The organism is Micromonospora luteifusca (assembly GCF_016907275.1).
Classification (GTDB): domain Bacteria; phylum Actinomycetota; class Actinomycetes; order Mycobacteriales; family Micromonosporaceae; genus Micromonospora; species Micromonospora luteifusca.
The window spans coordinates 4,012,923-4,035,970 of sequence record NZ_JAFBBP010000001.1; the positions used below are offsets into that span (position 1 = coordinate 4,012,923).

Sequence of the window (23,048 nt, forward strand, 5' to 3'; positions counted from 1 at the left end):
TAGCTCGGACGCGGCGCACGCGTCGGCTGGTTCCGGCAGACTGCGCTGAGGACGTCACGATTCGATAATCGAGGAGTCACGATGCGGCTCACCAAGTACGCCCACTCCTGTCTCCGGGTGGAACACGACGGGGGAGTGCTCGTCGTCGACCCAGGAATGTTCAGCGACCCCACCGTGGCGTTGGACGGTGTGGACGCAGTGCTGATCACCCACGAACACCCCGACCACCTGGACGTGGCGGCGGTGCGCCTGCAGCTCGACCGGCAACCGTTCCCGATCCACGGACCCGCCTCGCTCGCCGGGGCGCTGGGCGACGCGGCCGAGGCGTTGCGCCCGGTCACCGTCGGCGAGTCGTTCACCGCCGCCGGGGTCGCCGTCCGCGCGTACGGGGGGCAGCACGCGGTGATCCATCCGGACATCCCGACGGTGGACAACCTCGGGTACCTGATCAATGACGTGGTCTACCACCCCGGTGACGCCCTGGTGGTGCCCGAGGAGACACCCGTCGACACGCTCTTCGCGCCGATCCACGCCCCCTGGTCGAAGTTCTCCGAGGTGGTCGACTTCATCCGCGCGGTCGCACCGCGGCGTGCGTACGCCCTGCACGACGCCCTGCTCAACGACAACGGGTTGCGCGTGCTCGACCGGCAGTACGCCGCGATGTCCGGCACCGACTATCAGCGGCTGGAGCCCGGTAGCCGGGTGGACGTCTGAAACCATGCCCGGCCCCTCAGCGGAGCTGGTGCAGCAGCTCTACCGCATCCCACCGGACCGGTTCGTGGCCGCCCGGGACGCCGCCGTGGCCGACGCCCGACGCGCCGGCGATCAGAGCACCGCCCGACAGTTGGCCCGGCTACGTCGCCCGACGGTGGCCGCCTGGCTGGTGAACCTGCTCGCCATTCGACGCCCGGAGCTGGTGACCGACCTGGTTCAGCTCGCCGACGCGCTGCGGGCCGCCCAGCGGGAGCTGCGCGGGCCCCGGCTGCGGGAGCTGTCCGCGCAGCGCCGGGCGGTGGTCGGCGCCCTGGTCGCCGAGATCCGCAAGCTCGCCGCGGCGGAGCCGGACTCGCCACCGGCCGGCCGGCTGCCCCTGGCCGAAGTGGAGGCGACCCTGAACGCGGCGTTCTCCGACGTCGAGGTCGCCGAGCAGGTGCGTGCGGGGCGACTGCTCCGGGCGGCCAGCTACGCCGGTTTCGGTGAGGTGCCCCGGCCACAGCTGCGGCTGGTCACCGACAAGGACGAGGAGCCGGAGGAGGAACGCCCCGCCCGCCGGCCCGGTGCCCAGCGAGGGCGTCGGGAGGATGCGCCCCGCACCGACCGGGCGGCGGAGCGTGCCGAGCAGGCCGAGCGGGCCGCGCAGCGGGCGGCCCGCGCCGAGCGGGCCCGGCAGCGCCGCGCCCTGGACCGGGAGCTGACCAAGGCACAGGCCGACCAGGAGCGCGCGGAAGCCGAGCTGGCCAAGGTGACCGGGCAGGAGCGGGACGGCGTCTCCGTACTCGATCGGATCGAGGCCGAACTGGCCGAGCTGGAGCGGCGGCGGGCGGTCGCCGAGCAGGATCTCAGCCGGGCCAAGCTCGCTCGGCGTGCCGCCGAGCGTGCGGTCACCGTGGCTCGCCGTCGCGCGGGTGAGGTCGAGGCGGCGGTCGAGGCGCTGGCGGCCGAAGAGGGGGATGCGGACGCGGGGGGTGGCGCGGCAGACTGACATCGATGGACGACGACGAGTGTGCGGGCCGTGCACGGCGGGTGACCCTGGAACGGGACGTCGTGGACGACGGGTCGGGGTGCCCGAGGGGGTCGCTCGGATGACACCGGAACAGGTCGCCGCCGCCAGCAAGCCCGTCGTGCTCGACCTAGGCGACGCGTTCAGCCGGGATCCGACCACGCTGCGCCGGGCCCGGCTGCTCGGCATCTCCGGCTGGGCGTTCTATATCAGTGGCCGGGCTGGCGCGCTCGGCGATGTACGGGCGGAGACGGCCGCCGCCGCTATCGGCTTCATCGCCCCGGACGCGGTCGCCGACGGTTGGGACGCCGCAGCTCGGATCGTCCCGCCGTTCGAGGTGGCCGCCGCCAGCCTCGCCGAGTGCTGCCGATGGGGCTCGCAGCAGCTCGACGCCCTGCCCAACACCGAGCGTCTGGCCGCACTCGTCGAGCGGGCGGTGGTGGCGGCGGACGCCAGCGGAATGCCGCTCTTCGCCGCGTGGCGGGCCGTGCCGCTGCCGGATCTCTCCCCGGGTGCCCGGAGTGCCGCCGGGCTGCGCCTGCTCCGGGAACACTTCACCGGTGCCTATCTGCTGGCGGTGCGCGCCGCCGGGATGACCCCGTTGGAGGCTGTGCTGTCCGGGCCGGAGGGGGAGGCTGGCGCCGTCGCCTGCGGCTGGTCACCGCCGTACCCGCCGATCGGGCCGTTGGTGCGTCGGCGGCTGTGGGCAGAGGCGGTGACCCACCGTCTCGTCGCGCCGGCGTTCACGGCCCTCGGCCCCGCCGGCGGCACCGAGCTGGTGGAGCTGCTGCACCGCACCCGGGCCGACCTCGCCTGAGGCGCTGGTGTGTGATTGACGACCCCGGTCGGGCCCGACCGGCGATCCGGTCGATGGCGGTAGCAGACTGGGGGCGTGCGATACGCGCTGCTACGCCGACGCGGTGCCGGTGGGGCGGGACCGCAGCTCCGTGACATAGTCGTCCGGGGCGCCGGCCTTCTCGGCGGCGTTCGCGATCTCGGAGAGATACCACGAGGTCGGCAGGCCGCCCTCGTACCCGTTGAAGACGTAGATCCACGCGGTCACGTCGCCGTCGAGGGTGGAGACCCGGACGTGCAGCTTGCGGTACGTGCCGGCGGTCACCCCCTCGATCTCGTCGAGCTGGCCGGCGTCGTATGGGTGGATGTCGTAGAGCGCCACGAAGACCCGCTCACCGGGCGCCTCGACCAGGGTGCTCACCGCGCCCTCCCAGCCGATCACGTCCGCTCCGGCGAAGGTCAGCCGCCAGCCCTCCAGCCAGCCGGTGCCCACCATCGGCGAATGCGGACAGTAGGCGCGCATCCGGGCGGGGTCGAGATTTGAGCCGTAGGCGGCGTGATGACGCACGGCGATGACGATAGCCCGGCGAACGGGTGGGGGAGAATACGACAGTGCGTGTCGAATGCGCTCGGGAGAAGAAAGTCACTGTGAGCATGGACGAAGGGCGAACGCTGTGAGCCGGATCGTGATCATCGGTGGGGGGCCGGCCGGCTACGAGGCGGCCCTGGTCGCCGCCCAGCTGGACGCCGATGTCACCGTGGTGGAGGCCGACGGCGCGGGCGGAGCGTGTGTGCTCTCCGACTGCGTGCCGTCGAAGACCTTCATCGCCAGCTCGGGGGTGGTCACCGGCTACCGGGACACCGAGGAATTCGGGGTGCACTCGGACGGACTGGAGGCGGTCACCGTCGATGCGCGGGCGGTGCACGAGCGGGTCAAGCGGCTGGCCCTGGCACAGTCCGCCGACATCCACGCCAAGCTGCTCAAGGCGGGGGTCACCTTCGTGGCCGGCACCGCCCGGCTCGGTGAGGACGCCCTCGGGCACACCCACCGGGTCGTCGTGACCCCCGCGGACGGCGGCGAGGAATACTCGATCGCGGCGTCCACCGTGCTGGTGGCCACCGGCTCGACCCCCCGCCAGTTGCCCACCGCCGTTCCGGACGGTGAGCGCATCCTGACCTGGCGCCAGGTGTACGACCTGCCGGAGCTGCCCGAGCACCTGATCGTGGTCGGCTCGGGTGTGACCGGCGCGGAGTTCGCCAGCGCGTACCTGGCGATGGGGGTCGAGGTCACGTTGGTCTCCAGCCGGGACCGGGTGATGCCGCACGAGGACGCCGACGCCGCGTCCGCCATCGAGCGGGTGTTCCGCAACCGGGGCATGGAGATCCTCAACAACTCGCGGGCCGACGCGGTCCGGCGTACCGCCGACGGCGTCGAGGTGGAACTCTCCGACGGCCGCAAGGTCACCGGTTCGCACGCCTTGATCACGGTCGGTTCGATCCCGAACACCGCCAACCTGGGCCTGACCGAGTACGGCGTGGAGCTGGGCCGGGGCGGCTACGTGACCGTCGACCGGGCCTCCCGGACCAACGTGCCCGGCATCTACGCGGCCGGCGACTGCACCGGCGTGCTGCTGCTGGCCAGCGTCGCCGCCATGCAGGGTCGGATCGCCATGTGGCACGCCCTCGGCGAGGCGGTCCGCCCGCTGCGGTTGCGTACCGTCGCGGCGAACGTCTTCACCGACCCGGAGCTGGCCACCGTGGGTGTCTCGCAGGACGAGGTGGACGCTGGCAAGGTGCCGGCCCGGCAGGTGATGCTGCCGCTGTCCGGCAACGCCCGGGCCAAGATGGACGACCTTCCCGACGGCTTCGTGAAGCTGTTCTGCCGACCGGCCAGCGGCCAGGTGATCGGCGGTGTGGTGGTCGCCCCGAAGGCCAGCGAGCTGATCCTGCCCATCACCATGGCGGTGGAGAACAACCTCACCGTCAACGAGCTGGCCCAGACCATCACCATCTACCCGAGCCTCTCCGGTTCGATCACCGAGGCAGCGCGCCAGCTGATGCTCCACGAGCTGGAGTGAACGGCGCTCCTCTGCCGACCGCCGAGGTCCGGGTCTGGATCACCGCCACCGTGGCCAGGACCGCGACCTCGGCGAGGATGAGGAGGCGTTCGGCCAGGCCGATGAGCACCCGGTCACCGGGGTAGGCGGACCAGATCATCGCCGCCGCCAGGGCGAGGCTGAGTAGGACGAAGATGCGTAGCGTCCGGGCTGCGGGGGCCAGATCCGACCGGCGGGCGAGCAGCCAGCCACCGACCGGGAGCGCCAGGAAGGCGACCACCGAGGCGTACCGGTGCAGGTAGGCCGCCGTGGTCATGGCCGTGCCCGGCTCGTTCGTCGGCACCAGCGCGGCGAGTAGCAGCCCGGCCGCCCAGGTGCCGAGCAGCAACTCGGCCGTCCGACCGGACTCTGCTCGGGGTGGGCCGGCGCGGCGTAGCCCGTACAGCAACGCCACGGTGGCGAGCGCGAGCACCATCATGGCGACGTCGATGACGCCGCCCCGGTCGGAGACCGCGAAGTCGCTGATGGTCAGCGCCCACGGGCTGAGGTCGTCGTTGACTTCGAGGTGGCCGATCACGGTGAGCAGCGCCGCCAGCGCGATGCCGCCGAGGGCGAACAGGCCGGTGCTCCGGGTTCCAGGCATACCTCAGCCTGTCGCCGCAGGGACCCGAGCCGGATCCGGGACGGCCACCGAAATCCTTCCGGGGGACCACCCCTAGAGGCCTCCGGACCTTCCCCCGCGATCTTGCACTTTCGGTCGTCCTTATGCGGGGCATGCCCCAATTGCGGGGACAGGAAGTGCAAGATCGCGAAGGTCGGGGGCCGACACTCAGTCGATGGGGACGTCGACTGCGGCGGCGGCTCGGGCGTGGCGGGCGCTGACCAGCGTCATCGCCCAGCCCGCCGCCGCGAAGCCGGCTGCGGCGGCGGTGGCGATGATGGCCAGCCGCCAGGCCGACTCGGTCAGCGCGGTACCGCCCAGGTGCCCGACGAGCGCGCCGTAGGTGGCCCAGCCCAGCGCGGCGACGGCCTCGTAGACCACGAACAGCCGGTACGGGTAGCGGCTGCGGCCGGCCGAGAAGCAGGCCGCCATCCGGCCGCCCGGCACGAACCGGCAGAGCAGGATGACCAGCGGTCCGGGTTGTCGCAGCCCCTGGGTGACCCGATTGGCGACCCGACGGGCCCGGCTCAGTTCGGCGGCGTGCCGGGGTGGCCGCCGGTCCGGTGCGACCCGTCCGAGCAGGTAGCAAGCCAGGTCGCCGGCGAATACGCCGAGCGCGCCGACGGCGATGGTGACCGGCAGGTTGAGCCCGCCGTAGACGGTGAGCGCGCCACTGGTGATCATGACGATCTGGGTGGGGATCACCGGGACGAAGGCGTCCGCGATCAGCAGAACGAGCAGCAACAGGTAGGCCCACGTCGGCGATGCGACGTCAGTCAGTAGTTCGGGCACGCCTGCCACCTCGCCGGATGCGGCTGATCGGGTGTCTTCAGCCTGACTGCGTGTCCGGCGTCACCGTGGACAGCCCCGGCCCGTCGTGACGGTCGACACGACCCGGCCACCCAGGTACAACGAGGCGAACCAATCTCGGGTGACGGGGTGCGGCGGCCGTCCCACCCGTCCTGCACCGGTCGGCAAATCGGCGTACGTCGGCGTACCGTTGTTCGCGCGGCCCACGCCCGTCGGGTCCCCCGTTCCTGACGATTCGGGCCGCCTGGGCCGCCGGCGGGTCCCGCGCCGGCGGCCCGCCCCCTCCTTCGCCGCCGCAAATCCGGGTGCGTCCCCGATTGTCGGTGAGTACGGTCGCCGTATGCGCAGTGCGGTAGTGGTGACCACGACGCCGGGTGTCCCCGGCGCGCCGCTCTGACGTAACCACCGTCGACCAGGCCCCGGGGCGATCCGCCCCGGAGGGCCGCGCGCCGAACGGAGCCCAGGTCGCCTCCGGGTCGTACCCGATCCAGGAGCCCGACATGATCGACCACCGTAGGCTCGGCCGCGAGCTGGACCTCTTCGTTTCCGATCCGCTCGCCGGCGCCGGCCTGCCGATCTGGCTGCCGGCCGGCGCCGCCGCCCGGCACGCTGTCGAGGAGTACGTCCGGGAGTTGGAGCGCCGCTCCGGTCACCAGCACGTCTACTCGCCGCCGTTGGGCAAACGCGAACTCTTCGAACTCTCCGGGCACCTCGGCTACTTCGCCGACGACATGTTCCCGCCGATGCGGCTGAGCGCGGACGACGAGTTCGTGCTCCGGCCCGCCCTCTGCCCGCACCACGCACTGGTCTTCCGCGCCCGGGGCCGCTCCTACCGCGAGCTGCCGTTGCGGATCGCGGAGCTCGGTGGGATGTACCGCTCGGAGCGCTCCGGGGTGCTCGGTGGGCTGTCCCGGGTACGCGCCATCTCGCTCAACGACGCGCACACCTTCTGTGCCCCCGAGCAGGTGGGGGAGGAGGTCGGCCGGATCCTCGGGCTGATCCGCGCCGCGCACGCCGCGCTCGGCGTCCGCCCGGCCGGCTTCCGGCTGTCGCTGCGCGGGCCGGGCGAGAAGTACGTCGGCGACGACGCGCAGTGGCCCCGCGCGGAGGATCTGCTCCGGGGCGCGCTGGCCGGGGTGGAGTACGTCGAGGCTCCGGGGGAGGCCGCCTTCTACGGTCCGAAGATCGACATTCAGATCGTCGACGCCGCCGGCCGGGAGTCGACCCTGTCCACCATCCAGTTGGACTTCGACAAGCCGGAGCGGTTCGACCTGTCGTACACCGACTCGGACGGCAGTCGGCGTCGACCGGTCATGGTGCACCGCAGCCTGGTCGGCAGCATGGAGCGGCTGTTCGCGTACCTGATCGAGGTGCACGAGGGTGCATTCCCGGCCTGGTACGCGCCGGTCCAACTGGTGCTGCTGCCGGTCGACGACGGCCAGGCCGACGTGGCGGCCGACCTGGCCCGGCGGGCCGTCGACGCCGGCCTGCGGGTCGAGGTCGACGTCGCCGGCTCGCTGGGCGCCCGGATCCGGGACGCGGCCCGCCGCCGCGTCCCGTACCTCGGGGTGTTGGGTCCACGGGAGGCGGCCGACGGGCGCCTCGCGCTGCGCCTGCGCGGCGGTCGTGCCCTGAAACCGATGCCCGCGGACGCCGCGCTCGCCTTGATCGGCGGGCAGGTCGCCGCCCGCGCGGCCGAGCTGCTCCCGGCGGACTGACCCACCCGCCGATCCGGGGTGGGTCGTCGTCGGTCGCGTCGCGCGCACGGCGACCCGCCCTAGACCGCCGCCGGTTGGCCGGCCGGCTCCTCGTCGACGACGGCACCGGTGAACTGGGAACGGTAGAGCCGGTGGTACGCGCCGTGGGCGGCGAGCAACTGCTCGTGGGTGCCCTGCTCGACGATCCGGCCGTTCTCCATCATCAGGATCAGGTCGGCGTCGCGGATGGTGGAGAGCCGGTGCGCGATGACGAAGCTGGTCCGGTCCGAGCGCAGCGCGGCCATCGCCCGTTGGAGCAGCACCTCGGTGCGGGTGTCCACCGAGCTGGTCGCCTCGTCGAGGATCAGCAGCGACGGCTCGGCGAGGAACGCCCGGGCGATGGTGATGAGCTGCTTCTCACCGGCGCTCACGTTGCTGCCCTCCTCGTCGATGACCGTGTCGTAGCCGTCGGGCAGGCTGCGTACGAACCGGTCGACGAAGGTGGCCTGGGCCGCGGCGAGGATCTCCTCCTCGGTCGCGTCCGGCCGCCCGTAGGCGATGTTGTCCCGGATGGTGCCGCCGAAGAGCCAGGTGTCCTGGAGCACCATGCCGACCCGGCCGCGCAGGTCGTCGCGGCGCATCGTCGTGATGTCCACCCCGTCGAGCGTGATCCGGCCGGCGTCCAGCTCGTAGAACCGCATGATCAAGTTGACCAGCGTGGTCTTGCCGGCGCCGGTCGGGCCGACGATGGCCACCGTGTGACCCGGCTCGGCGACCAGTGACAGGTCGGCGATCAGCGGCTTGTCCGGCTCGTAGCGGAACGAGACGTGTTCGAACTCGACCCGACCGTGCGGGTCGGTGACCCGGGCCGGCTCCACCGGGTCGGGGGTCTGCTCGTCGGCGTCCAGCACCGCGAAGACGCGCTCGGCCGAGGCCACCCCGGACTGCAGGAGGTTGGCCATCGAGGCGAGTTGGGTGAGCGGCTGGGTGAACTGTCGGGAGTACTGGATGAACGCCTGCACATCGCCGAGGCTCATCGTGCCGGACGCGACCCGCAGCCCGCCGACCACGGCGATCGCCACGTAGCTCAGGTTTCCGATGAACATCATCGACGGCATGATGATCCCGGAGATGAACTGGGCCCCGAAGCTGGCCCGGAACAGCTCGTCGTTCTTCGCGGCGAACGCGGCCTCCACCTCACGCTGCCGGCCGAAGACCTTCACCAGCTCATGACCGGTGTACGCCTCCTCGATCTGGCCGTTCAACTCGCCGGTGTGCTTCCACTGCGCGATGAACTGCTTCTGCGAGCGCTTGGCGATGCGCTGGGTGACCAACACCGACAGCGGCACCGCGACCAGGGCCACCAGCGCCAGCAGCGGCGAGATCCAGAACATCACGGCCAGCACGCCGACGACGGTCAGCAGCGAGGTGAGCAGCTGGCTGAGGGTCTGCTGGAGGCTGGTGGCGATGTTGTCGATGTCGTTGGTGACCCGGCTGAGCAGCTCACCACGGGGTTGCCGGTCGAAGTAGGGCAGCGGCAGCCGGTTGAGCTTCTCCTCCACCTCGGCGCGCAGCCGTTGCACGGTGCGCTGGACCACCCCGTTGAGCAGCCAGCCCTGCCACCAGGACAACACGCTGGCCGCCAGGTAGAGCCCGAGCGCCAACAGCAGCACCCGACCCAGGGCGCTGAAGTCGATGCCCACTCCGGGCACCACGTCCATCCGGGCGAGCATGTCGGCGAAGCTGTTGTTGCCGCCGGCCCGGGCAGCGGCGGCGGCCTGCTCGGCGGTGGTGCCCGCCTCCAACTGCCGGCCGATCACCCCGGTGAAGATCAGGTCGGTGGCATGGCCGAGGATCTTCGGCCCGGCCACGCTGAACCCGACGCTGACCACGGCCAGGGTGATGATCGCGCCCAGGTGCAGCCGGTGCGGGCGCAGCCGGCCGAGCAACCGCCGCGCGGACGGCCCGAAGTTCATCGACCGTTCGGCGGGCATCCCGGCGCTCATCCATCCCGGGCCTCCGCGCTGACCGCCGGGCGGCAGCCGCTTCGGCGTCTGGGCGTCGCCGCCGGGCTGCTGCACGTCGCCTTCCGGCGTCCGTGCGTCACCAGCCGGCTTCTGACTGGGTACGGCCGCGGTGCGTGGCTCGTCGCGCTCACTCATGCCGCCACCTCCGCCGTCTGCTGTGAAGCCACGATCTCGGCGTACGTCGGGCAGGTTTCCAACAATTCCGCGTGTCGTCCCACTCCGACGACCCCTCCGTCCTCAAGAACGATGATCTGGTCGGCGTCGATGATCGTGGAGACCCGCTGGGCCACGATCACCACCGCGGACTGCGCGGTGACCGGCCGCAGAGCGGCTCGCAGTCGCGCATCGGTGCCAAGGTCGAGCGCCGAGAACGAGTCGTCGAAGAGGTAGATCTCCGGCTGCCGGACCAGGGCCCGGGCGATGGCCAGGCGCTGTCGCTGCCCACCGGAGACGGTGGTGCCGCCCTGGGCGATCGGCGCGTCCAGCCCGCCGGGCATCTGGGCCACGAAGTCGCGGGCCTGAGCGATCTCCAACGCCGCCCACAACTCCTCGTCGGTGGCGTCGGGGTTGCCGTAGCGCAGGTTGCTGGCGACCGTCCCGGTGAACAGGTACGGCCGCTGCGGCACCAGGCCGATCCGCCGCCACAGCTCGTCCGGCGCCAACTCCCGCACGTCCACCCCGTCGACCAGCACCGCGCCGCCGGTGACGTCGACCAGCCGGGGGATCAGCGACAGCAGGGTCGTCTTGCCGGCGCCGGTGCTGCCGATGATCGCCGTGGTGGTGCCCGGGGTGGCCCGGAAGGAGATGTCCCGCAGCACCGGCTCGACCGCGCCCGGGTACTGGAAGCGCACCCCGCGCAACTCCAGCTCGGCCCGGGTGGGCAGCTCGCTGACCGGCTCGGCGGCGGGGACCACCGAGGAGTCGGTGTCCAACACCTCGACGATCCGCTCGGCGCAGACCGCAGCCCGGGGCACCATCATCAGCATGAAGGTGGCCATCATCACCGCCATCAGGATCTGCATCAGGTACTGCAGGAAGGCGGTCAGCGCGCCGATCTGGATCGCATTGGCGTCCACCCGCTGCGCGCCGAACCAGAGGACCGCCACGCTGGAGACGTTCAGCACCAGCATGACCACCGGGAAGATCAGCGCCAGCAGTCGGCCGGTACGCAGACCGGTGGCTGCCAGGTCCGCGTTGGCGACGGCGAAACGATCCGTCTCGTACGGCTCGCGGACGAAGGCGCGAACCACCCGGATGCCGGTGATCTGCTCACGGAGCACCCGGTTGACCGTGTCGATCCGGGTCTGCATCAGCCGGAAACCCGGCACCATCCGACGGATGATCGCGCCGAGCGCGACGGCCAGCACCGGCACGCTGACCAGCATCAGCCAGGAGAGCCCGACATCCTCGCGGAGCGCCATCACCACGCCGCCCACGCTCATGATCGGTGCGGCGACCATCATGGTGCAGCTCATCAGGACGAGCATCTGCACCTGTTGCACGTCGTTGGTGTTGCGGGTGATCAGCGACGGTGCACCGAACCGCGCGACCTCGCGGGCGGAGAAACGGTTGACGTGCCCGAACAACGTGGCCCGGACATCCCGGCCGAAGCCCATCGCGATCCGGGCGCCAAGGTAGACCGCGGCGATCGAACAGACGATCTGGATCAGGCTGACCAGCAGCATCCACCCGCCGGTGTGCACGATGTAGTCGGTGTCGCCCCGCGCAACGCCCTTGTCGATGATGTCGGCGTTCAGGCTGGGCAGGTAGAGCGAGGCCATGGTGCCCACGAACTGGAGCAGCACCACGGCCAGCAACGGTCGTTGGTAGGAGCGCAGTTGGTTGCGCAGGAGTCGGATCAGCACGCCGGATCCTTCGGTTCGGTTGGGCGTCCGGTCATCCGCGGGTCGTCCCCGCTGCCGATGACCTCGAGCAGGAACTCCCTGATCACCTGTGCCTTCACCGGGTCGGCGTCGACCGAGGTGAGCGGGCGTCCGGAGTGCATCAGCGCGCTGAGCGCGGCCACCCGCTCCCGCCCGGCGGCGGTGAGGACGAGTCGTACGCTGCGCCGGTCGCTGTCGTCGCGTTGCCGCTCGACGAGCCCGTCGCGGGCCAGCGTGTCCACGATGCCGGTCAGGGTCGCCGGGCGGACGAAGCCCTTCTCGGCGACCTCCCGATGGGGCAGCTCGCCGTGTCGGGCGAGCGTCATCAGGGTGACCATGCCGGCTTGGGTGAGGCCGTGCTCCTCGGCGAGGTAGCGATTCCACCGTTGCCCGACCAGGTGCCCGGCCACCACCAGCAGCCGGCCGAGCGGCACATCCTGGAGGGTGACGAGTTCCACGGGACGTAGGTTAGCTCCCTGATAGTCAGGGGCCAAACGAAATTGCCGCGTACGTCGACGTCGCCGTCACGCACCGTGCGTACTTCGAAGTGATGTCCCGGCCGGAGGGACTCCGTTGATCATGAGGTTATTGCCACGACACGCCGATGCGGAAGGCAATAACCCCATGATCAACGAGGGTGGGGTGTGGGTGGGTGGGTGGGTGGGTGGGTTACCAGCTTGTGGGGAGGGGCATTCCCTCGGTGAAACCGGCGGCGCTCTGGACGCCGACGATCGCCCGCTCGTGGAACTGAGTCAGGTCCCGTGCGCCGGCGTACGTGAAGGCGCTGCGTACCCCGGCAATGATCTCGTCGATCAGGTCCTCGACGCCGGGTCGGGCCGGGTCCAGGTACATCCGGGCCGAGGAGATGCCCTCCTCGAACACCGCCTTGCGGGCCCGGTCGTACGGGCTGTCGTCGGCGGTACGGGCGCTTACCGCCCGAGCCGACGCCATCCCGAAGCTCTCCTTGTACCGTCGGCCGTCCGCGTCGGTGTACAGGTCACCGGGGGACTCGTAGGTGCCGGCGAACCAGGAGCCGATCATCACGTTCGACGCCCCGGCGGCGAGCGCGAGCGCCACGTCCCGTGGGTGCCGCACCCCGCCGTCGGCCCAGACGTGCCGGCCGAGCTGCCGAGCCGCGGTCGCGCAGTCGAGTACGGCGGAGAACTGCGGCCGACCCACACCTGTCATCATCCGGGTGGTGCACATCGCGCCCGGCCCGACACCCACCTTGATGATGTCCGCCCCCGCCTCGACGAGGTCGCGTACCCCCTCGGCGGTGACCACGTTGCCGGCCGCCACCGGCACCCCCGGGTCCAGCTTGCGGACCGCCTGAAGCGCGGAGATCATCCGTGCCTGGTGGCCGTGCGCGGTGTCCACGACCAGCGTGTCCACCCCCGCCTCCAGCAGAGCCGCGGCCTTGCCGGTCACGTCGCCGTTGATCCCGACGGCCGCCGCGATGCGAAGCCGACCCCGGTCGTCCACGGCCGGCGTGTAGAGCGTGGCGCGCAGCGCGCCCTGGCGGGTCAGCACCCCGACCAGCCGACCCTCGGCGTCCACCACGGGAGCGAGCCGACGACGGCCCGCGGAGAGCAGATCGAAGCCGGTACGCGGGTCCGCGTCCGCCGGGACGGTGTGCAACTCGGTGGACATCACGTGCCGCAGTTGGGCGAAGCGGTCCACTCCCGTGGTGTCCGCCTCGGTCACCACGCCCATCGGTCGGCCGGCGTCGTCGACCACGATCACCGCGCCGTGCGAGCGCTTGGGCAGCAGGTGGATGGCGTCGCCCACGGTCTCGGTGGGCCCGAGGGTGATCGGCGTGTCGTAGACCAGGTGCCGCTGTTTGACCCAGGCGACGACATTCGCCACCACCTCGATCGGGATGTCCTGCGGGATCACCGCGATCCCGCCCCGGCGGGCCACCGTCTCGGCCATCCGCCGGCCGGCGACCGCTGTCATGTTCGACACGACCAGCGGGATGGTGGTGCCGGTGCCGTCGCTGGTGGAAAGGTCGACGTCGAGCCTCGAGCCCAGGTCGGAGCGGGCCGGCGCCATGAAGACGTCGGTATAGGTCAGGTCGTGCGCGGGGACCGCGCCGTGAAGGAACCGCACCCGGCCATCATTCCCGCTCGCGGCCACCATTGCCCGCTCCGGTGCCGCAAACCACCCCCACCGCGCCACAGTCGTCAGGAAGGGGGTCTTCTCCTGCACCAGGCGTCAGTAAGGTGCACGTTCTTCACGCGATGGTGCAGATGGGGGCACCGGCGGTGATCACGGCGCCGACCTCGGCGGTGAGCCCGCTGACCGTGCCCGCCTTGTGGGCGTGCAACGGCTGCTCCATCTTCATCGCCTCCAACACCACCACCAGGTCGCCCTCAGCCACCGTGTCGCCGTCGGTAACCGCGATCTTGACGATGGTGCCCTGCATGGGTGAGGTGAGCGCGTCGCCGCTGACCGGGGCGCCCGCCTTGGCTCCGCCGCCGCGCCGGGCCGGCTTACGGGTGGCGGGTGCGGCGGTGGTCGTACCCCCGCCGAAGCCGGCGGGGAGGCTGACCTCGAGGCGCTTGCCTCCCACCTCGACCACGACGGTCTCGCGCTCCGCCGGCGGCTCGGCGGCGCCGACGGCGGCGGCGAACGGCGGCACGGTGTTGTGGAATTCCGTCTCGATCCACCGGGTGTGCACGGTGAACGGCTCAGCGGTGAACGCCTCGTCCCGCACGACCAGTCGATGGAACGGCAGCGCGGTGGCCATCCCGTCGACGACCATCTCGTCGAGCGCGCGGCGGGCACGCTCCAGCGCCTCGGTGCGCGTCTCACCAGTGATGATCACCTTGGCCAGCAGCGAGTCGAAGTTGCCGCCGATCACGTCCCCGGCCGAGATGCCGGTGTCGACCCGCACACCCGGGCCGGTCGGCAGTCGCAGCGCGGTGACCGTGCCGGGGGCGGGCAGGAAGTTGCGGCCCGGGTCCTCGCCGTTGATCCGGAACTCGATCGAGTGCCCGCGCGGCGTCGGGTCCTCGGTGATCCGCAGCTTCTCACCGTCGGCGATCCGGAACTGCTCGCGGACCAGGTCGATGCCGGCGGTCTCCTCGGTGACCGGGTGCTCGACCTGAAGTCGGGTGTTGACCTCCAGGAAGGAGATGGTGCCGTCCACGCCGACCAGGTATTCGACAGTGCCGGCGCCGTGGTAACCGGCCTCGCGGCAGATCGCCTTGGCGCTGTCGTGGATCTGGGCCCGCTGCGCGTCGCTGAGGAACGGCGCGGGTGCCTCCTCCACGAGCTTCTGGTGCCGACGCTGCAGAGAGCAGTCCCGGGTGCCGACCACGATCACGTTGCCGTGCTGGTCGGCGAGGACCTGCGCCTCGACGTGGCGGGGATGGTCCAGGTAGCGCTCGACGAAGCACTCGCCCCGGCCGAACGCCGCGACCGCCTCCCGGGTGGCCGACTCGAAGAGCTGGGGGATCTCCTCCATGGTCCGGGCGACCTTGAGACCGCGCCCGCCACCGCCGAAGGCGGCCTTGATGGCGACCGGCAGGCCGTGATCGACGGCAAACGCCATCACCTCGTCCGGGTTGGCCACCGGGTCCGGGGTGCCCGGCACCAGCGGAGCGCCAGCGCGCTGGGCGATGTGCCGCGCGGTCACCTTGTCACCCAGGTCGCGGATCGCCTGCGGGGTGGGACCGATCCAGGTCAGCCCGGCGTCGATGACCGCCTGGGCGAAGTCGGCGTTCTCGGAGAGGAAGCCGTAGCCGGGGTGTACGGCGTCGGCGCCGGACCGGGCGGCGACGTCGAGCAGCTTGTCGATACGCAGGTACGTCTCGGTCGCGCTGTCGCCGCCGAGCGCGTACGCCTCGTCCGCAAGGGTGGCGTGCAGGGCCGCACGGTCGGAGTCCGCGTACACGGCGACGCTGCCCAGGCCGGCGTCGCGGCACGCACGGATCACCCGGACGGCGATCTCGCCGCGGTTGGCGATGAGTACCTTGCGCACCTTCGTGGCTCCTCCCGGGCAGGTTACTGACGGGGAGTGTATCGGCCGCCCAGTTGGCCCAAACGATCGCTCAGTGTGGGATGCCGCACTGAGCCGCCGCGCACTAGTCAAACTTGCCTATTACGCTTGTTGGGTGTCTGCGACTCGAATGATGATCCTCGGTCTGGTGCGGTGGATGCAGCCCGTGCACGGCTACGACGTACGACGTGAGCTGCTGAGCTGGAGTGCCGACAAGTGGGCGAACGTCCAGCCCGGCTCGATTTACCACGCCCTGCGCAAGCTCACCGAGGAAGGTCTGCTCCGTGCCGTCGCCACCGAGCAGGTCGGTGCCCGTCCGGCCCGGACCACCTATGAGGTGACCGCCAAGGGTGAGGACGAGTTCGAGACGCTGCTACGCAACCTCTGGTGGAACCTCGCTGAGCCGACCGATCCCTTCGCGGTGGCCTTCTCCTTCCTGCCGGCCATGCCGCGCGCCGAGGCCGCCGCAGCCCTGCGCAACCGGGCCAATCTGCTGCGCGCCGGCGTCGAGTCGATGCGCGCCTCGCTCGAGTCGGACTGGGTGCGTAACCGGAAGCCGGCGCACGTGGGCTGGATGTTCGAGCTGTGGGCGGTGCGGGCAGAGGCGGAGATGGGGTGGTGTGAACGGATCGCGGAGCGGATCGACTCCGGTGTGTCGTACCTGCCTGCTGAGCTGGAGAACGTGGAGGGTTGGTCGGGCTGGAAGGAGCGCCAGGAGCCGCCGACTGCGGCCGACGCGGAATAATCAACGTTGACTAGAGAAGTTATATCGCGTTAGCCTGCTGGCGGCACAGCGGGGGAGTGCGTCGTCCGGCGTCGTCCCACTCGAAGGCCGGCCCGACCGGCCCGACCGACCAGGAGCAGAGATGATCGAGACCAGGGGGCTAAGGAAGTCGTTCCGCTCCCGCGCGGGTCGAGAGACGAAGACGGTCGACGCCGTGCGGGGCGTCAACCTCGAGGTCGCCGAAGGCGAGATCTTCGGCTTCCTCGGCCCGAACGGCGCAGGCAAGACCACCACGCTGCGGATGCTCGCCACGCTCATCGAACCGGACGGTGGCGATGCCACCATCGCGGGCGCGGACCTGCGCAAGGACCCGGCCGAGGTGCGCCGGCGGATCGGCTACGTCCCGCAGGGCGGCAGCACCTGGGACGAGTCCACCGCCCGCGAAGAGCTGGTGCTGCACGCCCGCATGTACGGCATCGGCAAGGCCGACGCGCAGCGGCGCGCGGCCCGCGCCCTGGACGCCTTCCAGCTCACCGAGTACGCCGACCGCAAATGCAAGACCTACTCCGGCGGTCAGCGCCGGCGGGTGGAGATCGCGCTCGGCATCATCCACGAGCCGAAAGTCGTCTTCCTGGACGAGCCGACCACCGGCCTCGACCCGCAGAGCCGCGCCCACATGTGGGACGAGATCCGGCGGCTACGCGGCGACGGGATGACCGTCTTCATCACCACGCACTACCTCGACGAGGCCGACGCACTCTGCGACCGGATCGCGATCATGGACAACGGCGAGGTGGTGGCCGAGGGCACGCCGGCCGAGCTCAAGCGGGAAATCTCCGGCGACGTGGTGCTGGTCGGCCTCGACTCGACCGCCACCCCGCAGGCCACCAAGGCGCTCGACGGCGAGCTGTACGTCAACAAGCTGGAGACCGCCGATGAGGGCGGCCTGCGCCTCTACGTCAACGACGGCGCCACCGCCATCCCGCAGGTGCTGCGCAGGCTCGACCACGCCGGGCTGGAGCTGCGCTCGATCGAGTTGCACCGACCCAGCCTGGACGACGTCTTTCTCACCAAGACCGGCCGCTCGCTGCGCGAGTCCTGACCACCGGAGACGACTCATGAAATTCGCCCGTGACACCTGGCTGATCTTCCAGCGCCAGACCCAACTCCTGCTGCGCAACCCGGTCTGGGTCTTCGTCGGCGTGTTCCAGCCGGTCATGTACCTGCTGCTCTTCGCCCCGCTGCTCAAGCCGGCACTGGACGCGCCCACCCAGGCCGCCGCCTACAAGATCTTCGTACCCGGTCTGCTGGTGTTGCTCGCGATCTTCGGCGGCCTGTTCCAGGGCTTCGGCCTGATCGCCGAGCTGCGCGCCGGTGTCATCGAACGCTCCCGGGTCACCCCGATCAGCCGGCTCGCCCTGCTGCTCGGCCGTTCGCTACGCGACGTGGTCTCGCTCATCGTGCAGGCGGTCATCATCACCCTGCTGGCGCTCCTGTTCGACCTGCGGGTGTTCATCGGTGACCTGCTGCTGGCGTACCTGATGCTCGCTCTGATCGCCCTCATGACCTCGGCCGTCTCCTACGGCGTCGCCCTCAAGGTCAAGAGTGAGGACGCGCTGGCGCCCCTGATGAACACCGTGGCGCAGCCGGTGCTGCTGCTCTCCGGCATCCTGCTGCCGCTGACCTTCGCGCCCGGCTGGTTGCAGGGCATCGCCGACTGGAACCCGTTCTCCTGGGCGGTCGACGGCACCCGGGCGCTGTTCGCCGGGGACCTGGGCAGCGACAAGGTCTGGCAGGGCCTGAGCATCACCGCGGTCCTGGCCGCGTTGGGTGTCTACTGGGCCGCCCGGCAGTTTGCCCGCAGCGTCCGCTGACCCGACCGGTCCGCGGGCCGCGTGATCAATACGAGGTCCAGTTTGTCGGGGTGTCCGTCTCCGTCTTGGGAGGACACCCCGACATCTGGGTTCGGGGCTGCCGGTGCATCTGCGGGGTTCAGCGCTGCCCGCGGTTCAGTGTCTGCCGGTGCGTCCCGGGGTCAGTGCCTGCCGGGGCTCAGCGCACCCTGGCGAGGGTCAGGCCGTCCGCGATCGGCAGCATCACCGGGTCCACCCGTACGTCGGCGAGGACATCGTCGTTGAAGGCGGCGATCGCGCGATCGTTGGCGTCCTGCGGAGCGATCACCCGGCCACCACGCAGCACGTTGTCGACGGCGATCACTCCGCCCGGCCGCATCCGGGGCACCAGCTCCGCCCAGTAGATCGGGTATCCGGTCTTGTCCGCGTCGATGAACGCGAAGTCCAGGTAACGCTCGTACGGCAGCTCCCGCAGCCTGTCCCCGGCCGGACCGATGCGCAGGTCGATCCGGTCCTGCACGCCGGCCCGTTCCCAGTAGCGCCGGGCGATGCCGGTGAACTCCGCAGAGATGTCGAAGCAGGTCAGCCGCCCGCCCTCGGGCAACCCGCGGGCGATCGCCAGGGACGAGAGCCCGGTGAACGTGCCGACCTCGACGGCCTGCCGCACGTCGAGCAGTCGGGTGAGGAACGTCAGAAAGGCAGCCTGCTCCGGGGCCACCTGCATGGTGGCGTGCTCCGGCAGCACCGACCGGGTCTCGTCGGCCAAATCCCGGATGATCTCGTCCGGTGGGGAGCCGTGTGCGACCAGGTAGGCGTGCAGCTCGTCGGTGAGCGGGATCGACTTGGTGGTCATGACCGGACGTTACCGAGCGGCTCGACCGATTGGCCCCCGGGCGCGACCTTTGTCCACAGGTCGGTGATCCGTAGGTCGAGTTCGGCGAGGAGCCGACGCAGTAGCGGCATCGACAGCCCGATCACCGTCCCCGGGTCACCCTCGATCCGCTCGACGAACGGCCCACCCAATCCGTCGATGGTGAACGCGCCGGCCACCGCGAGCGGCTCACCGCTGGCCACGTACGCGGCGATCTCGTCGTCGCTGATGTCGGCGAAGTGGACGGTGGTCGAGGCGACCGCCTCCGCGCGCCGCCCGGCGGTAACGTCGATGAGGCAGTGCCCGCTGTGCAGAACGCCGCTGCGCCCCCGCATCCGCAGCCATCGCCGGGTCGCGTCGGCCGGGTCCGCTGGCTTGCCGAGGATCTCCCCGTCGAACGCGAGCACCGAGTCGCAGCCGATCACCAGCGTCCGCTGGCCGGCGCCCGGGCTCAGCCGGGTCAACACCGCCTGTGCCTTGAGCCGAGCCAACTCCAGGCACAACTCCTCGGCCCGTTCGGTCACCACCAACGATTCGTCCACCCCGCTGACCAGCACATCCGGCTCAATCCCTGCGGCCAGGAGAGACTTGCGACGGGCAGGGCTCGCAGAGGCGAGCACGAGGCGGAGCGGCAAAGTTTCAGACACCCACTCGACGTTACCGGCTCCCACCCCGCACAACCTCCCGCCACAAGTGCCCAACAGCCTTGATCCACTCCATATCGCCGACATTGGCCTATCCAGCACGGTTCGACCCCGCAATATCGCCGATATGGAGCCGATCAACCCGCCGATCGACCCAATCCCCACCCTGATCGACCCGTTCCGCCGAAGTGGGGGTGTCCCACCGCACCAGACGCCGCCAAACCAAGGCGCCGAGCCCAGCACCGCCGGGCCGCTGGCCGATCAGCGACTAATCCGGGGCGGCGGATCATCGCCGCGCCGACGCCGCCGGGCCACCACCGCCCATCCGACCCCGGCAGCCAAGATCACCCCAAGGGTGGCCAGGCCACGCACCGTCGCACCACCGCCCTCATCACCCGGCAGAGCACCAGCCGTCGTCGTCGAGCCAGCACCAGCCGGCGCGCTCACAGACTCAAACCCCAGCGGCGGTACGTCCGCCGTCAGCGCCGCCACAAGATCGATCACGCCATAGCCGTACTCGTCGTCACGCCCAGGCGCGCCCTTGTCGACCGCGGTTGCCGTGAGTCGGTGCGCCACCTCCCGCGCCGGCAGATACGGATACTTGGACCGAATCAACGCCGCCGCCCCCGCCACGATCGCCGTAGCGCTCGATGTGCCAGTGCCCTTCGAGTACTTGCCGTCATAGCTGGTGCTGTAAATGTCGACAGCGGGAGCGACCACATCGATCTTCGGTCCGGTCACGGAGACAGCAGCGTGTAGCCCATCGCGACCGACACCACCAACGGCGATCACGCCTTCTTCGCTAGCCGGATATCCAACCGACCCATGAGGCGCATTGCCTACGGCTGCCACAACGATAATGTTCGCGGCGAGTGCAGCGCGGACGGCCCGGATGAGACGTGGAGTCGATGCGCCCCCGCTTGAAATGCTGATTACTTGGGCTCGGCTAGTTATCGCGTACTCGAGAGCTGTGGCGAGATCATCGGCGTCGCCGAAATTATCATCCGCAGCGGCCTTTATCGGAAGAATCTTGGATTTAGGTGCAATGCCAAGCGCGCCTGAACTCCCGCCCCTGCCATGCGCCGCGATTAGCCCTGCCATGCTCGTGCCGTGACTGTTCAGGTCATTTTGGCCATTCCCCGAGCCGTCCGGTACGGTATCGATGCCCTGGAGTAGGTTATTGACGAGGTCGGGGTGGGGGTCTACGCCGGTGTCGGGTACTGCGACGATGACCGCGTCGCCCTGGCTAATCGCTTGCGCTTGCGAAACATTTAGGTAGCGAAGGTGCCACTGGTCGCCCCGAATGCGTTCAGCCTCATCGGACCACAGGGTGCTGTAGGTGGAAGGTGGGTGGCCGCCTTCTGTTAGCCCAGTTACCGCAAACGGCAAGATCAAAGCGATTAGTGCGGCGGGGGCAATGAATGCCATTACCGCGTGAAGCCGATTGCCGGGCCGGGGTCAATGGGACCCTCGTCGTCAGGTGGGCGAACCACTGGTGCTACACCCTTCTCCGTTTCCCATGGGTTATCGGGGTCCCAGTGTGGTGAACTGCTCCCTGGCTGCCTGCGCCCGCTCGGCCGGACGGTGGTCGGCTGTGCACCGGCAGGACTCGCCAGCCCGGGGGCGCCGCCCAATGGCGGGATGCTTTGTGACACTGAGAAGCCGCGACCAGCGCCAGGTCGAGAACCCGCTCCTCCGCTAGGGGCCGTACCAGCTCCGCCACCCCCAATAACGCCGCCGATCGGGTTGACGCGCCGGGGTGAGGTCGGTCCTGCGCCGGGCTGCCCCAGACCGATTCCTGGTGGGCCCCCGATGAGGCCTCCCGGTGGCAGGGGCCGGGAGGAAGCCGATGGTTTCAGGCGTTGGGCTTGTTCCTTCGAGTTGCCGTTGGGCGCGTTAACTGGGCCTGCCTGGGTGCGGGGCGACAACTCTCCTATCGGACGGATAGGAATGTCGGATGGCATGCCTATAGGGGCGCCGGCTGTTAAGGGAGTTGTCAACCCGGGCGGGTTTGGGTTGGCGGTGGCCGGTGTTGAGGCTGAACCAATTCCACCCAAGACCGGTCCGACTCCAGGAGCATGGACGGGCATTGGGCTTACAGAAGCTGGCTTTGGCGAGTGAAGCGGGGAGACCGCCGGTGCCATCGGTACTGCAACGATCGGAGGTATGAGCGGGCTCTGGGTGCTCGTTCCGTAGACGTCCGGGTCATTCGGCTGATAGCCGGCCCGACGAGGCGGTGGTGGTGGTTTTTGGAGGGTTGCTTGGGCTTGCTGGAGTTCGCTGCTGAGGTTGAACATCGCGGCCCGTGCCTGCACATTCAGCCGTTCCAGCTCCGCGTCGGTAACGGGCGCCTCGGTGACCCGGTTGCCCATCACCGCTTTCGGATCGGCGGCCATCGACTCGTACGCCTGCTTTTGTTGGAACTTGGTCGCGTACTCCTCATGGATCTTGCGGAGTGCGGCGCGGGTGGTGCCGATGGCCTGGGTGGCGGCGGAGAGCGCGGTGTAGTTCGCGGCGGCGGCGTTGTGGGTGCGCTGCACCTTGTCGATCAGCTCGTCGAGTTCGGCGAGGTACGTGCTGGAGGCGGCGCTGGTTTCGGGCGGCCAGGCCTCGGCGAGTCCGCGTCGGTATTCCTGGAGGCGGCTGAGGTGGGTTTGCGCCAGGTCGCAGACCTTGCGCCAGCCGGCGACCTGCTTCCAGTGGTTGGCGGTGTCGTGGTCCTGCAGGCAGGCCCACATGCTGTTGACGTCCATCAGTTGCCAGTCGGTGAGGCCGGATGTGCGGCCGGTGCCCCGTTCGATCACGGCAGCATCACCGGCTTGTCGGCGTCGGGGCTGGTCGGGTCGGTCAGCATCGGCGTCGGGCCGCCGGGCAGCATGGTTGTCGGGTCGGCGAGGGCCTGACGCACGTCTACCACTCGCGCGGCGGTGAAGGCGTCGCTGTCGGCGTATCGGGTGGCGACCTGATCGGCGGCGGCGGCCAGGTGGCCGGTGGCGCCACGGACGGCGTACACCATGTCGGCGGTGGCCTGCTGCGTCTCGTGGTGCGCGTGCAGGAAGGTGACCAGCTCGATGAAGGCGTCGCACGGGTTGGGCAGCTTGGCGGACATGTCTTCGGCGATGTACGACAGGTGCGGCGCATAGTTGCTCTCGACCTCGGCGGCGAGCCGGTCGGCGAACTCTCTGAGCTGGCTGATGTCGGCCTCGATGCCGCCGTAGCCGCGCAACCAGGGTGCTGGCCGGTCCTCTTCGGGGATCATCGATCCTCCCTACCTGTCACGGCACCGTTTCCCTGAGTGAGGGT

General features: G+C 70.2%; 21 protein-coding genes. 8 read left to right on the plus strand and 13 right to left on the minus strand.

Translation table 11 applies throughout. The features are described 5' to 3' along the window. Positions 1-81: 81 nt before the first annotated feature. From JOD64_RS18270 to JOD64_RS18280, 3 genes are all read left to right on the plus strand, one after another. Positions 82-714 carry an MBL fold metallo-hydrolase gene (locus tag JOD64_RS18270; protein WP_204943324.1) on the plus strand — a complete coding sequence of 211 codons (633 nt, stop codon included), beginning with the start codon at positions 82-84 and terminating at the stop codon, positions 712-714. Positions 715-718: 4 nt separating this feature from the next. After that, entirely contained in the window at positions 719-1,702 is a 984-nt protein-coding gene (locus JOD64_RS18275; protein WP_204943325.1) for a coiled-coil domain-containing protein, read from the plus strand. Positions 1,703-1,802: 100 nt separating this feature from the next. Further along, positions 1,803-2,537 (plus strand): SCO6745 family protein, encoded by a 735-nt coding sequence (locus tag JOD64_RS18280; protein ID WP_204943326.1) that lies wholly within the window; start codon positions 1,803-1,805, stop codon positions 2,535-2,537. A 90-nt stretch (positions 2,538-2,627) separates the two neighbouring features. On the opposite strand, the gene JOD64_RS18285 is transcribed toward JOD64_RS18280, so the two are convergent. Then, positions 2,628-3,083: a gamma-glutamylcyclotransferase family protein gene (locus JOD64_RS18285; protein WP_110564287.1), complete on the minus strand. Its 456-nt coding sequence runs from the start codon at positions 3,081-3,083 to the stop codon at positions 2,628-2,630. A 106-nt stretch (positions 3,084-3,189) separates the two neighbouring features. Here JOD64_RS18285 and JOD64_RS18290 point away from each other — a divergent pair, with 106 nt between their 5' ends. Beyond that, positions 3,190-4,593, plus strand: a complete 1,404-nt coding sequence (locus JOD64_RS18290; RefSeq protein WP_110564288.1) for an NAD(P)H-quinone dehydrogenase — start codon at positions 3,190-3,192, stop codon at positions 4,591-4,593. Here the strand turns inward: JOD64_RS18290 and JOD64_RS18295 are convergent. Together JOD64_RS18295 and JOD64_RS18300 are read right to left on the minus strand one after the other, a co-directional pair. Continuing rightward, on the minus strand, positions 4,550-5,215 hold the full coding sequence (locus tag JOD64_RS18295) for a DUF998 domain-containing protein (protein WP_204943327.1): 666 nt from the start codon (positions 5,213-5,215) through the stop codon (positions 4,550-4,552). The genes JOD64_RS18290 and JOD64_RS18295 overlap by 44 nt on opposite strands. A 186-nt stretch (positions 5,216-5,401) precedes the next feature. Beyond that, a complete protein-coding gene (locus tag JOD64_RS18300) occupies positions 5,402-6,025 on the minus strand; it encodes a DedA family protein (protein WP_204943328.1) in 624 nt (207 codons plus the stop codon). Between the two features lie 518 nt (positions 6,026-6,543). Between JOD64_RS18300 and thrS the strand changes: the two genes are divergently transcribed. Beyond that, positions 6,544-7,761, plus strand: a complete 1,218-nt coding sequence (thrS, locus tag JOD64_RS18305; protein WP_204943329.1) for a threonine--tRNA ligase — start codon at positions 6,544-6,546, stop codon at positions 7,759-7,761. Between the two features lie 59 nt (positions 7,762-7,820). On the opposite strand, the gene JOD64_RS18310 is transcribed toward thrS, so the two are convergent. From JOD64_RS18310 to JOD64_RS18330, 5 genes are all read right to left on the minus strand, one after another. Next, on the minus strand, positions 7,821-9,902 hold the full coding sequence (locus tag JOD64_RS18310; protein ID WP_372434159.1) for an ABC transporter ATP-binding protein: 2,082 nt from the start codon (positions 9,900-9,902) through the stop codon (positions 7,821-7,823). Further along, the gene (locus tag JOD64_RS18315) at positions 9,899-11,632 is read right to left on the minus strand and encodes an ABC transporter ATP-binding protein (RefSeq protein ID WP_204943330.1); all 1,734 of its coding nucleotides are present in this window, start codon (positions 11,630-11,632) and stop codon (positions 9,899-9,901) included. The genes JOD64_RS18310 and JOD64_RS18315 overlap by 4 nt, the downstream gene beginning before the upstream one ends. Next, entirely contained in the window at positions 11,626-12,108 is a 483-nt protein-coding gene (locus JOD64_RS18320; RefSeq protein WP_204943331.1) for a MarR family winged helix-turn-helix transcriptional regulator, read from the minus strand. Before JOD64_RS18320 ends, JOD64_RS18315 begins: the two co-directional genes overlap by 7 nt. 211 nt (positions 12,109-12,319) lie before the next feature. Continuing rightward, the gene (locus JOD64_RS18325) at positions 12,320-13,759 is read right to left on the minus strand and encodes a GuaB1 family IMP dehydrogenase-related protein (RefSeq protein WP_204943332.1); all 1,440 of its coding nucleotides are present in this window, start codon (positions 13,757-13,759) and stop codon (positions 12,320-12,322) included. Positions 13,760-13,883: 124 nt separating this feature from the next. Beyond that, a complete protein-coding gene (locus JOD64_RS18330) occupies positions 13,884-15,635 on the minus strand; it encodes an acetyl/propionyl/methylcrotonyl-CoA carboxylase subunit alpha (protein WP_204943333.1) in 1,752 nt (583 codons plus the stop codon). A 148-nt stretch (positions 15,636-15,783) separates the two neighbouring features. On the opposite strand from JOD64_RS18330, the gene JOD64_RS18335 reads away from it, so the two are divergent. The 3 genes from JOD64_RS18335 to JOD64_RS18345 all read left to right on the plus strand — a co-directional run bounded on the left by JOD64_RS18335 (position 15,784) and on the right by JOD64_RS18345 (position 18,251). Further along, positions 15,784-16,398 (plus strand): PadR family transcriptional regulator, encoded by a 615-nt coding sequence (locus JOD64_RS18335; RefSeq protein WP_204946128.1) that lies wholly within the window; start codon positions 15,784-15,786, stop codon positions 16,396-16,398. A 121-nt stretch (positions 16,399-16,519) separates the two neighbouring features. Next, positions 16,520-17,479: an ATP-binding cassette domain-containing protein gene (locus JOD64_RS18340; RefSeq protein WP_204943334.1), complete on the plus strand. Its 960-nt coding sequence runs from the start codon at positions 16,520-16,522 to the stop codon at positions 17,477-17,479. A gap of 16 nt (positions 17,480-17,495) precedes the next feature. Continuing rightward, entirely contained in the window at positions 17,496-18,251 is a 756-nt protein-coding gene (locus JOD64_RS18345) for an ABC transporter permease (RefSeq protein WP_204943335.1), read from the plus strand. 178 nt (positions 18,252-18,429) lie between these two features. On the opposite strand, the gene JOD64_RS18350 is transcribed toward JOD64_RS18345, so the two are convergent. From JOD64_RS18350 to JOD64_RS18370, 5 genes are all read right to left on the minus strand, one after another. Then, the gene (locus JOD64_RS18350) at positions 18,430-19,083 is read right to left on the minus strand and encodes an O-methyltransferase (RefSeq protein WP_204943336.1); all 654 of its coding nucleotides are present in this window, start codon (positions 19,081-19,083) and stop codon (positions 18,430-18,432) included. Next, on the minus strand, positions 19,080-19,748 hold the full coding sequence (locus JOD64_RS18355; RefSeq protein WP_204943337.1) for a Maf family protein: 669 nt from the start codon (positions 19,746-19,748) through the stop codon (positions 19,080-19,082). Before JOD64_RS18355 ends, JOD64_RS18350 begins: the two co-directional genes overlap by 4 nt. Before the next feature lie 258 nt (positions 19,749-20,006). Further along, complete coding sequence (locus JOD64_RS18360; RefSeq protein ID WP_204943338.1) at positions 20,007-21,173, minus strand: S8 family serine peptidase; 1,167 nt, start codon at positions 21,171-21,173, stop codon at positions 20,007-20,009. Then, on the minus strand, positions 21,173-22,549 hold the full coding sequence (locus JOD64_RS18365; protein ID WP_307813480.1) for a hypothetical protein: 1,377 nt from the start codon (positions 22,547-22,549) through the stop codon (positions 21,173-21,175). The genes JOD64_RS18360 and JOD64_RS18365 overlap by 1 nt, the downstream gene beginning before the upstream one ends. Continuing rightward, positions 22,546-23,004 (minus strand): hypothetical protein, encoded by a 459-nt coding sequence (locus JOD64_RS18370; protein ID WP_204943339.1) that lies wholly within the window; start codon positions 23,002-23,004, stop codon positions 22,546-22,548. Before JOD64_RS18370 ends, JOD64_RS18365 begins: the two co-directional genes overlap by 4 nt. Positions 23,005-23,048: the final 44 nt, after the last annotated feature.

What these genes read in the sequence shown, in the direction of transcription:
- JOD64_RS18340 (WP_204943334.1), top strand. Translation starts at nt 16,520, where the DNA reads ATGATCGAGACCAGGGGGCTAAGGAAGTCGTTCCGCTCCCGCGCGGGT.
- JOD64_RS18310 (WP_372434159.1), bottom strand. Translation starts at nt 9,902, where the DNA reads ATGAGTGAGCGCGACGAGCCACGCACCGCGGCCGTACCCAGTCAGAAG.
- JOD64_RS18360 (WP_204943338.1), bottom strand. Translation starts at nt 21,173, where the DNA reads ATGGCATTCATTGCCCCCGCCGCACTAATCGCTTTGATCTTGCCGTTT.
- JOD64_RS18280 (WP_204943326.1), top strand. Translation starts at nt 1,803, where the DNA reads ATGACACCGGAACAGGTCGCCGCCGCCAGCAAGCCCGTCGTGCTCGAC.
- JOD64_RS18370 (WP_204943339.1), bottom strand. Translation starts at nt 23,004, where the DNA reads ATGATCCCCGAAGAGGACCGGCCAGCACCCTGGTTGCGCGGCTACGGC.
- JOD64_RS18345 (WP_204943335.1), top strand. Translation starts at nt 17,496, where the DNA reads ATGAAATTCGCCCGTGACACCTGGCTGATCTTCCAGCGCCAGACCCAA.
- JOD64_RS18335 (WP_204946128.1), top strand. Translation starts at nt 15,784, where the DNA reads ATGATGATCCTCGGTCTGGTGCGGTGGATGCAGCCCGTGCACGGCTAC.
- JOD64_RS18270 (WP_204943324.1), top strand. Translation starts at nt 82, where the DNA reads ATGCGGCTCACCAAGTACGCCCACTCCTGTCTCCGGGTGGAACACGAC.
- thrS (WP_204943329.1), top strand. Translation starts at nt 6,544, where the DNA reads ATGATCGACCACCGTAGGCTCGGCCGCGAGCTGGACCTCTTCGTTTCC.
- JOD64_RS18350 (WP_204943336.1), bottom strand. Translation starts at nt 19,083, where the DNA reads ATGACCACCAAGTCGATCCCGCTCACCGACGAGCTGCACGCCTACCTG.
- JOD64_RS18295 (WP_204943327.1), bottom strand. Translation starts at nt 5,215, where the DNA reads ATGCCTGGAACCCGGAGCACCGGCCTGTTCGCCCTCGGCGGCATCGCG.
- JOD64_RS18275 (WP_204943325.1), top strand. Translation starts at nt 719, where the DNA reads ATGCCCGGCCCCTCAGCGGAGCTGGTGCAGCAGCTCTACCGCATCCCA.